The organism is Stutzerimonas stutzeri (assembly GCF_024448695.1).
In the GTDB taxonomy this organism is placed as follows: Bacteria; Pseudomonadota; Gammaproteobacteria; order Pseudomonadales; family Pseudomonadaceae; genus Stutzerimonas; species Stutzerimonas stutzeri_T.
Genome location: NZ_JAMOHY010000008.1, coordinates 118,322 through 126,356, shown reverse-complemented (window position 1 = coordinate 126,356; position 8,035 = coordinate 118,322). Strand labels below are relative to the sequence as shown.

General features: G+C 63.7%; 11 protein-coding genes. 8 read left to right on the top strand and 3 right to left on the bottom strand.

Annotation, left to right across the window (positions count from 1 at the left end; genetic code table 11):
• Together NAV32_RS09295 and NAV32_RS09290 are read left to right on the top strand one after the other, a co-directional pair.
• On the top strand, positions 1-130 hold a 130-nt coding region (locus NAV32_RS09295), incomplete at its 5' end, for a JAB domain-containing protein (protein WP_272890222.1).
• Between the two features lie 242 nt (positions 131-372).
• On the top strand, positions 373-798 hold the full coding sequence (locus tag NAV32_RS09290) for a GNAT family N-acetyltransferase (RefSeq protein ID WP_256052504.1): 426 nt from the start codon (positions 373-375) through the stop codon (positions 796-798).
• Between the two features lie 81 nt (positions 799-879).
• Here NAV32_RS09290 and NAV32_RS09285 read toward each other — a convergent pair whose 3' ends face one another.
• Positions 880-1,095, bottom strand: coding sequence for a carbon storage regulator (locus tag NAV32_RS09285; RefSeq protein WP_256052503.1), 216 nt, complete (start codon positions 1,093-1,095; stop codon positions 880-882).
• 89 nt (positions 1,096-1,184) lie between these two features.
• The gene (locus tag NAV32_RS09280) at positions 1,185-1,532 is read right to left on the bottom strand and encodes a histone-like nucleoid-structuring protein, MvaT/MvaU family (RefSeq protein ID WP_256052502.1); all 348 of its coding nucleotides are present in this window, start codon (positions 1,530-1,532) and stop codon (positions 1,185-1,187) included.
• Positions 1,533-1,985: 453 nt separating this feature from the next.
• On the opposite strand from NAV32_RS09280, the gene NAV32_RS09275 reads away from it, so the two are divergent.
• The 6 genes from NAV32_RS09275 to NAV32_RS09250 all read left to right on the top strand — a co-directional run bounded on the left by NAV32_RS09275 (position 1,986) and on the right by NAV32_RS09250 (position 7,048).
• Complete coding sequence (locus tag NAV32_RS09275) at positions 1,986-2,345, top strand: helix-turn-helix domain-containing protein (protein ID WP_256052501.1); 360 nt, start codon at positions 1,986-1,988, stop codon at positions 2,343-2,345.
• A 14-nt stretch (positions 2,346-2,359) separates the two neighbouring features.
• Positions 2,360-3,199 carry a replication initiator protein A gene (locus tag NAV32_RS09270; RefSeq protein WP_256052500.1) on the top strand — a complete coding sequence of 280 codons (840 nt, stop codon included), beginning with the start codon at positions 2,360-2,362 and terminating at the stop codon, positions 3,197-3,199.
• Positions 3,200-3,428: 229 nt separating this feature from the next.
• Entirely contained in the window at positions 3,429-4,067 is a 639-nt protein-coding gene (gene parA, locus NAV32_RS09265) for a ParA family partition ATPase (RefSeq protein WP_256052499.1), read from the top strand.
• Positions 4,064-4,306, top strand: a complete 243-nt coding sequence (locus NAV32_RS09260) for a ribbon-helix-helix protein (RefSeq protein WP_003298091.1) — start codon at positions 4,064-4,066, stop codon at positions 4,304-4,306. Before parA ends, NAV32_RS09260 begins: the two co-directional genes overlap by 4 nt.
• A gap of 44 nt (positions 4,307-4,350) precedes the next feature.
• A complete protein-coding gene (locus tag NAV32_RS09255) occupies positions 4,351-4,869 on the top strand; it encodes a S26 family signal peptidase (RefSeq protein WP_256052498.1) in 519 nt (172 codons plus the stop codon).
• A gap of 238 nt (positions 4,870-5,107) precedes the next feature.
• Positions 5,108-7,048: a DUF3363 domain-containing protein gene (locus NAV32_RS09250; protein ID WP_256052497.1), complete on the top strand. Its 1,941-nt coding sequence runs from the start codon at positions 5,108-5,110 to the stop codon at positions 7,046-7,048.
• Here NAV32_RS09250 and NAV32_RS09245 read toward each other — a convergent pair.
• On the bottom strand, positions 7,038-7,919 hold the full coding sequence (locus NAV32_RS09245) for a helix-turn-helix transcriptional regulator (RefSeq protein WP_256052496.1): 882 nt from the start codon (positions 7,917-7,919) through the stop codon (positions 7,038-7,040). The two genes, NAV32_RS09250 and NAV32_RS09245, sit on opposite strands and share 11 nt — an antisense overlap.
• Positions 7,920-8,035 lie beyond the last annotated feature (116 nt).

The following is an 8,035-nucleotide window of genomic DNA, read 5'->3' as shown; positions in this document are numbered from 1 at the left end:
TAGCCAGGCGGACAAGACGCTGACCCGAAAGCTCAAGGACGCGCTGGCGCTGGTTGACGTGCGCACACTGGATCACATCATCGTGGCGGGTCAGGCGCGGGTGTCCTTTGCCGAACTCGGGCTGCTGTAGACGGACCGGGGGCTTCGGCCCCCTTCTATTTTTTGCTCGACCAGCGCAAAGGCGCTGCGCACAACGAGTAGGCCCCGCCTGATGTGAGCGAAGGGTGCGCCAGCCTCGTATCGGGCTCTCGATCTGCTGGCCGTTGGCTGTGCGGGAACGCGCCCCCGTGCCTACCAGCGCCGCCAGAGGCTGGTGATCGGTCGTATGAAGCGTCATCATCGTGACGCTATGAGCTTTCTACGGAGCGGGTAATGATTCGCGCGTTTTCGGATAGGGATATGGACAGCGTACTGGACGTCTGGCTGGAGTCTTCGGTTAAGGCGCACGACTTTGTGGGTCGAGAGTTTTGGGAGTCCAAGCTGGGGGACATGCGCGATCTCTATATTCCGGCTTCGGAAACCTATGTCTACGAAACAGAAGGCACGATAAAGGGCTTTTTCTCCCTACATGAGGCCACGCTGGCTGCCATCTTCGTGGCACCCGGGTGCCAAGGTGAAGGGATTGGCAAGCAGATGATTGAAAAAGCCAAGACACTCCGATCGCGCATCACACTGGAGGTCTACAAGGAAAACCAGAACAGTGTGGCGTTTTACCGGCGGTGTGGTTTTAGAGAACTCGTTGAGAAGGACGATCCCCATACCGGGCACAGGGCATTGGTCATGGCGTTGTGCTCCTAGCTGCTTTGCTTCAGGCCAGCACCACGCACCTGCCCGTACCTGATGGTTGAACCGAGCGATGGGCGATACCGTCGAGAACGATCAGGACTCCCATTCGGGAATCAGCTCTTCGCGAAGCACCAGCAACTGGTCGGGCGCATCGATCGCCAAGCGGGCCCTGGAGCCATCGGTCTCGATCATGGTGATCCAAATACCGGTGTCTTCAAGCTCCAGCAGCAAATCATCAATCGATGCCCCAGGCTTCAATGTAAGCCTGATCTGTTCGTTGGTGCGTCTCGTGACTATCAGCCTTCCCATGTTCGCTCCCTGCGTGAGACTTGCCTGTTATTTACTTCGGACATTACCGCATCCGTACGACCCACACTTTGAGGGGCCGCACAGACTGGTTACGCCCACGTCTTGACCACGTCCGCACCGTACTGGGCTTTCCAGGCCTTGAGCACCGCGTGGTTTGCGCCTCGGGTTTCAACCACTTCCCCCGTATGCGGATTCGTATACCGCTTGAGGCTGCGTTGGCGGTGGGTAATCGGCAGTTCGGCCTTCGCTACAGGTTGCGGATCGAGAATATCCACGACTGTTTGAAGGCTAAAACCATAGGTACTCAAGAGCGCCTTGAGTTTGCTTTCAAATTCCATTTCCTGCTGCAGCTTGTTGTCGCCCTTTAGCTTGTCCAGTGCGGCCAGTTGTTCGGCCAATTGCGCTTCAAGGCGCTTGTATTCGGCAATCTTGCTCATGCGTGACATATCCGGATGTAAGGTACTAAAGGCTTCCTTATGAAACTGAAGCCGCCGGTAGAGATTGTACGTTGATAAGCCGTAGCGAAGGCAGTGGATCAACCCCTGCACTGAGACGAATACAGCTCTGTTTATTTACGCAAACTGGATAATCCGTATTTAAACAATTGCGCTTCGTAAGTTCTGCTCAACTACGGAATTGCGTAACTACTGCAATCCGTATTTGCATATCTGATGAAACCCAGGGATTGCGAGGGGGGACGCTCGTAAAGGACAGGAGCCACATCGAGCGTCTAATGGCCATAGGGCAGCAATTTGCCAGCCCACAAGAGGCTGACCGAGCACGCCGCAATTGGATACCAAGCCCATTGCGCCTCGTTTCAGACCCAACGCGTGATGATCAGGTCCGCCTATTCGGCCCAGCGTAGGCCTCCGCTCACAGGAGGCCAGACCATGAACCGTACACCCCACCGCAACGCTTACCCCGTCATGCCAGGTACGGTGCCGCCCCATCGCCGCCTGGGCACCCGGCTGCCACCAGCGAGTGATGCCGGCACGCCGGATGTGCCGTGCGCCCCAGCCCCGTCGCACTACCTGAACAACGACGAGGCGGCCGCGTTTCTACGCCTGTCGCCGCGCACGCTGGAAAAGCAGCGGGTCATCGGGGGTGGTCCGCGCTTTCGCAAGTTTGGCCGGCGGGTCATGTACGCCTTTGCAGACCTGCAGGCCTGGGCCGACGCGCGCTGCTTCGAGACGACCTTCGATCCAGAGTATCTGGAGCGTCATCCGGGAGGTCTGCGCGATGACCTCTAGGACCGCCCCCCGCCATGAGCGCGAAACGCACCTCGCCACCTGTGCCAGCACCGCTGCAACTGTTTCGTGCCCTGCCCGGCGACATGGCACCGCGCGATGCCCAGGACTTGATGGCCCACCCCTTCTTTGCCCTGGGCAAGTCACGCCGTACGCAGCCCATCGACTTTCGCTCCGGCAGTGTGACCGTGCGGGTCGAGGGGACACTGGAGCATGGCATCGCGACGATCTGGGATGCCGACATCCTGATCTGGGCTGCCAGCCAGCTCGTCGAGGCCCGGGATGCGGCGATCCCCACCTCCCGACTCATCCGCACGACGCCTTACGAAATCCTGCGCTTTATCGGGCGCGGCACCTCGCGGCACGACTACCAGCGCCTGAAGGCGGCACTGGATCGGCTGCAGACCACGAGCGTGGCCACCTCCATACGCGAAACCAGCGGTCGCCGTCTGCACCGCTTTTCCTGGGTCAACGAGTGGAAGGAGCTCGCGGCCATCGATGGCCGGCCCCTGGGGATCGAACTGATCCTGCCGGACTGGTTTTATGCCGGTGTGCTGGACCGGGCGCTGGTCCTGACCATCGACCCGGCCTATTTCCAGCTCACCGGCGGCATCGAGCGCTGGTTATACCGGCTGGTACGCAAGCATGGCGGGCGGCAGGCGGATGGCTGGCAGTTCGATTTCCGGCACCTGCATCGAAAATCCGGCAGCGCTGCCCGTTACTCGGACTTTGCCTGCGACCTGCGTGTGCTGGTTGCCCGGCAATCGCTGCCCGGCTATCACCTGAGTACCGTACGCCTGTCACCGGCAACCGAGCTCCTGGCGTTTCGCCCCGTGCCGCGTTCGGCACGGGGATAAGGCGTGCACAAGCTGTGAAACCTGTCGTGCTATCAGGCGCAAACACCCTCGTGCTATCAGGCGTACCGCTATCGTGCTATCGGGCGTACCGAGCGGCCTGGACGCCGCCAATGCCGTGGCCTGCGGCGCGCCCTAACATCACTAACGATAAAGCCCTAACTTGTTATTGGGTCGCAGGCCAACGGTGGACAAGCTGTCGTGTTCGCACCCTCCGGGTCGGAGCAGGCTCATGATCATCGCCCTGCTCAACCAGAAAGGCGGTGTGGGCAAGACCACCCTGGCCACGCATATCGCCGGCGAGCTTGCCCTGCGAGGCCAGAACGTGGTCCTGCTCGATGCCGACCCGCAGGGCTCGGCCCTCGACTGGACGCAGCGGCGCGCCCAGCAGGGGCTTGGCAGGCTCTTCAGCGCGGTGGGGCTGGCACGCGAGACGCTGCATCAGCAGGCGCCCCAACTGGCCAGGCGTGCCGACCACGTGATCATCGATGGACCACCCCGAATCGCGGCACTGGCGCGCTCCGCACTAATGGCGGCCGACCGCGTGCTGATCCCGGTACAACCCAGTCCTTTCGATTTCTGGGCCAGCGCCGAGATGGTCAACCTCATTCAGGAAGCCCAGGTCTTCAGGCCCACCCTGCGCGCCGCGTTCGCGATCAATCGACGGGTCAGTACCACCGTGATCGGTCGGGAGGCCCGCGAAGCACTGGCCGAGCAACCGTTGCCGGCCCTGCGCGCGGAGGTGCGTCAGCGCATCGTCTTCGCGGACAGTGCCGCAGCGGGGCGTCTGGCCTGCGAACTGGCGCCAGACAGCGCCGCTGCACAGGAAATCAGCCGCCTGGTTGATGAACTGATCGGGTGGACTGCATGAGCGGGAAACGAATCGGTATCGGCATACGCCCTACAACGGATCCACAGGCCCAGGCCTGGATACACCAACGTGCCCGAGAATCGCCAGGCAAGGCCAGTGTCTACACGGCGCGCCTGACGCTCGACATCACGCCCGCGTTGCGTGCCCGAATCAAACTGGCGGCCTTTGGCGAAGGCCTGACCGTGGCCGAGATGTTGCGGGGCCTGCTGGAGCAGCGCTTTCCGGAGGATCCGTCGTGAGGGGGCGCGCGCCGTCAACAGCGCCTAGTACTGGCCCGGGGTGGGTGCGCAAGCCACGCCGTTCAAGCCGGTTCGTCATCGGCGCAGCGATTGTCAGCGTGCTGGCCATTGCCGGATCGACGCTGGGTCGGCACGCACTGAGGCTCGTGCATAACGCGTCAGACAGCGTCCCCACTGGCTGGTATCGCATCGAACCGGCTGACCGGGTGGCGGTCGGCGACATCGTGCTGGTGCAACTGCCCGCAGAAGTCACCGCGCTTGCGGCGCGGCGCGGCTACCTGCCCTCGGGGGTCCCTCTGCTCAAGTCGGTGATCGCCCGTTCAGGTCAGAAGGTCTGCGTCGTCGGCTCCCGGATACGGGTCGACGGGACGACCGTCGCCCAGGCGCTTGAGCAGGATCGCGCAGGACGCGCCATGCCCCGGTGGACAGGCTGTCGCGCGCTCGGTGCGGAGGAACTGATGCTGATTGCCCCCGGCAATGCCGAGTCGTTCGACAGTCGCTACTTCGGTCCCGTCACGCTGGATGCGGTGATTGGCAAGGCACGACGCCTGCAGCTGAATTGACCCCTGGCAGGCGCACATGGAGCGGTTCTGCGCAGAGAAAGGCAAAGAGAGACAGAGAGAAAGCAGAGGGCAAGATAAAAGGAGGCGACACGCCGTGGGCGCTCGACCAACCTGCACGTGGGGGTGGAAGGCGGCACGCCGCGTTCGTCGAGGGTGTCGATGATGCGCTCAAGGGCACGTCATCACAGGCCCCTAGCGGTGTCGCTACGCCCAACCCCGCCAACCTTGGAATGCGATTATGAAACGTCATCCAGACCCATCGGCTGAAGACCGCTTCCAGCCACGCCCCGGCTCGTCCGGTCAACGCGGCCAGGCCTTCGTGACGCAGATCCTGCGCCAGGCAGGCAAGGCCGGCGCTACACGCCGCCAGGGTGCGCATCGGCCCGGTGCCCGCCTCGGGCGCGGCCATGTCGCCGCGCGGTTCAGTGGCGACTACTCGGCGACCGGCCGCCGCGTGGCAATCAAGACCCGCCTGGTGAACCTGCAGCAGGCCGCCAAGCGATCGGTTGCCCATCACCTGCGCTACATCGAGCGCGAGGGTGTCGGGCGGGACGGCGAGGCCGGCCAGGCGTACGGCCCGCTGACCGATCGCGCCGACCTTCAAGCCTTCGAGGCGCGTGGCCGGGAGGACCGCCACCAGTTTCGCTTTATCGTCTCGCCCGAAGATGCTGAGTCGCTTGAGGCGTTGCGCACCTTCAGCCGACACCTGATGGCTCGGGTCGAGCGCGACCTGGGCACGCGCCTGGACTGGGTCGCGGTAGACCACTGGAACACCGACAACCCGCACACCCACATCGCCCTGCGCGGCAAGGACGAAACCGGGCGGGACCTGATCATTGCCCGTGACTATATTTCGCACGGCATGCGCCACCGTGCGGGCGAGCTGGCGACCGAATGGCTGGGACCCCGAACCGAACGGGAGATCCAACAAAGTCTGCAGCGCGAGGTGGGACAGGAGCGATGGACTCGCCTTGATCACGCACTCGTGCGCCTTGATCGCGGTGGCGGCATACGTCTGCAGGACCTTGCCCGTGATCCACGTCGCCTGCACCTGATCGGTCGCCTGCAACACCTGCAGCAACTGGGCCTGGCCAGGGAGATTCGCACTGGGCACTGGCACCTTGAGGCGCGTGCTGAGCGAACCCTGCGCGCACTGGGTGAACGGGGCGATATTGTGCGCACGATGCAGCGGGCCATGAGCGGCACGCCGCGAGAGCTGAGCACCCTCGAACCCGGCTCCAACCAGACCGTCACGGGCCGTCTGGTCGCCAAGGGGTTTGCCGGCGAGTCACACGATCGGGGCTATCTGGTGATTGACGGAATCGATGGCAAGGCCCACTACCTGAGCCTGCCGGCCAGCGCTGACCTGTCCAATTATCCGCAGGGCGCTGTGATCGAAGCACGGGCATCGACCGAGCTCCGACCGACCGATCAGCGCATTGCCGCACTGGCGGTTGACGGGGTTTATCACAGGGCGCGCCATCGTGCGGTCCTGGTGCAGGATCGTAGCTTCAGGGGCGACCGCGAGGCGCTGCTGGACGCCCACGAACGTCGACTGGAAGCACTGCGCCGAGCCGGTATCGTCGAGCGCTCGGGCGAAGGCCTGTGGCGTGTACCCGGCGATCTGGTCGAGCAAGGTCGACGCCACGACGCCAAGCGCTCCGGCGGCCTGTCGGTCAACCTGCGCAGTTCGCTACCCGTCGAGCAGCAGGTCACGGCGCTGGGCGCCACCTGGCTGGACACCCAGTTGCTTGGCGGCGCTCAGGCCATCGGCAGTCAGGGATTCGGCGCTGAGGTTCACAGCGCACTGCATCGGCGCACTGACTGGCTGATCGAGCACGGCCTGGCGGAGCGCCGAGGCAGGCGGACACTGTTCGCGCCCGCTTTACTGGCTACCCTGCGCGACCGCGATGTAGTGATGGCGGCCCGCGATATCGAGACCCGAACGGGACTCACGCACAGTCCTGTATTGGAGGGCAAACCGGCCAGCGGCGTCTATCGGCGTTACATCGAACTGGCCAGCGGACGCTATGCGCTGCTCGAACAGGGCCGGTCTTTCAGACTGGTGCCTTGGAGGCCGGTGGTCGAGCGCCGGCTTGGTCAGCAGGTGACAGCCATCGTCCAGGGCCCCCATGTGTCCTGGCAGATCGGACGCTCACGCGGCCCGGTCATTGGCTGAGGTCGGAGGCCTCGACCATCGCCTCCTCGGCGGCTGCACGCAGCCACTGTTCGAAGAGCCGGCTTTGCGGCAGCCCTTCCCGGGCTGCGTAATAGACCAGTCGCAGGTCACGGTCCACATCGATCGACAGCGACGTGTGATCGAACACGACGGGGCCGATCTCGTCGACCTGAAAATACCGGATGCCCTGGCACGGCCCATGGATGTCCTGCTGGCGCCACCAGTCTCGGAAGTCCGGGTCGACCTTCTCCAGGTCTCGAACCAGGGTCCCGATATCAGGGTCCAGCGGCGCACGCACGAAATCACGGCGAAAGCTCGACAGGATCTGCAGCGCCTGATCCTCCCAGGGGTCGAGTAGCGCACGCATCGACGGGGCGGTGAACAGCAGCCACAGCAGGTTGCGCCGCTCGGCCGGGACGCTGGAGAAGCCGAACACCTTGTCGGCTGCGGCGTTCCAGGCCAGCACGTCCCAGCGCAGGTTCAGCACGTAGGCCGGACGCAGCGGCAGGTCAGCCATCAAGCGGTCTACCAGGGGTGGCACAGCGCACCAGGTCTTGCCGGGCTCGGGCGGTAGCCGCTGGTGCGCCAGCAGGAACAGGTGGCGACGTTCGGTCGCATCGAGCTTCAGTGTCCTGGACAGGTTCTCCAGAAACGCAGCCGACACGCCAATGTCTCTGCCCTGTTCGAGCCAGGTGTACCAGGACAGTCCGACCCCGGCCAGTGCGGCCACTTCCTCACGCCGAAGCCCCGGTGTACGTCGGCGTCCGCCTGCCGGCAGGCCGACTTCCTGAGGTGTGATGCGCTCGCGCCGACTGCGCAGGAAGTCGGCCAGTTCTGTCCGATTTCGCTCAAAACTCCGAGGCGCACTCATCCGGTTACCTCCAGTAATAGTATAAACGGTCAAATTGTAACCGTATCGAAGCGGTACTAAGAATACCTCCTCGTCGTCCCGAAGACCCGCGCCAGAGCCCCGGGGTCGCGACATGA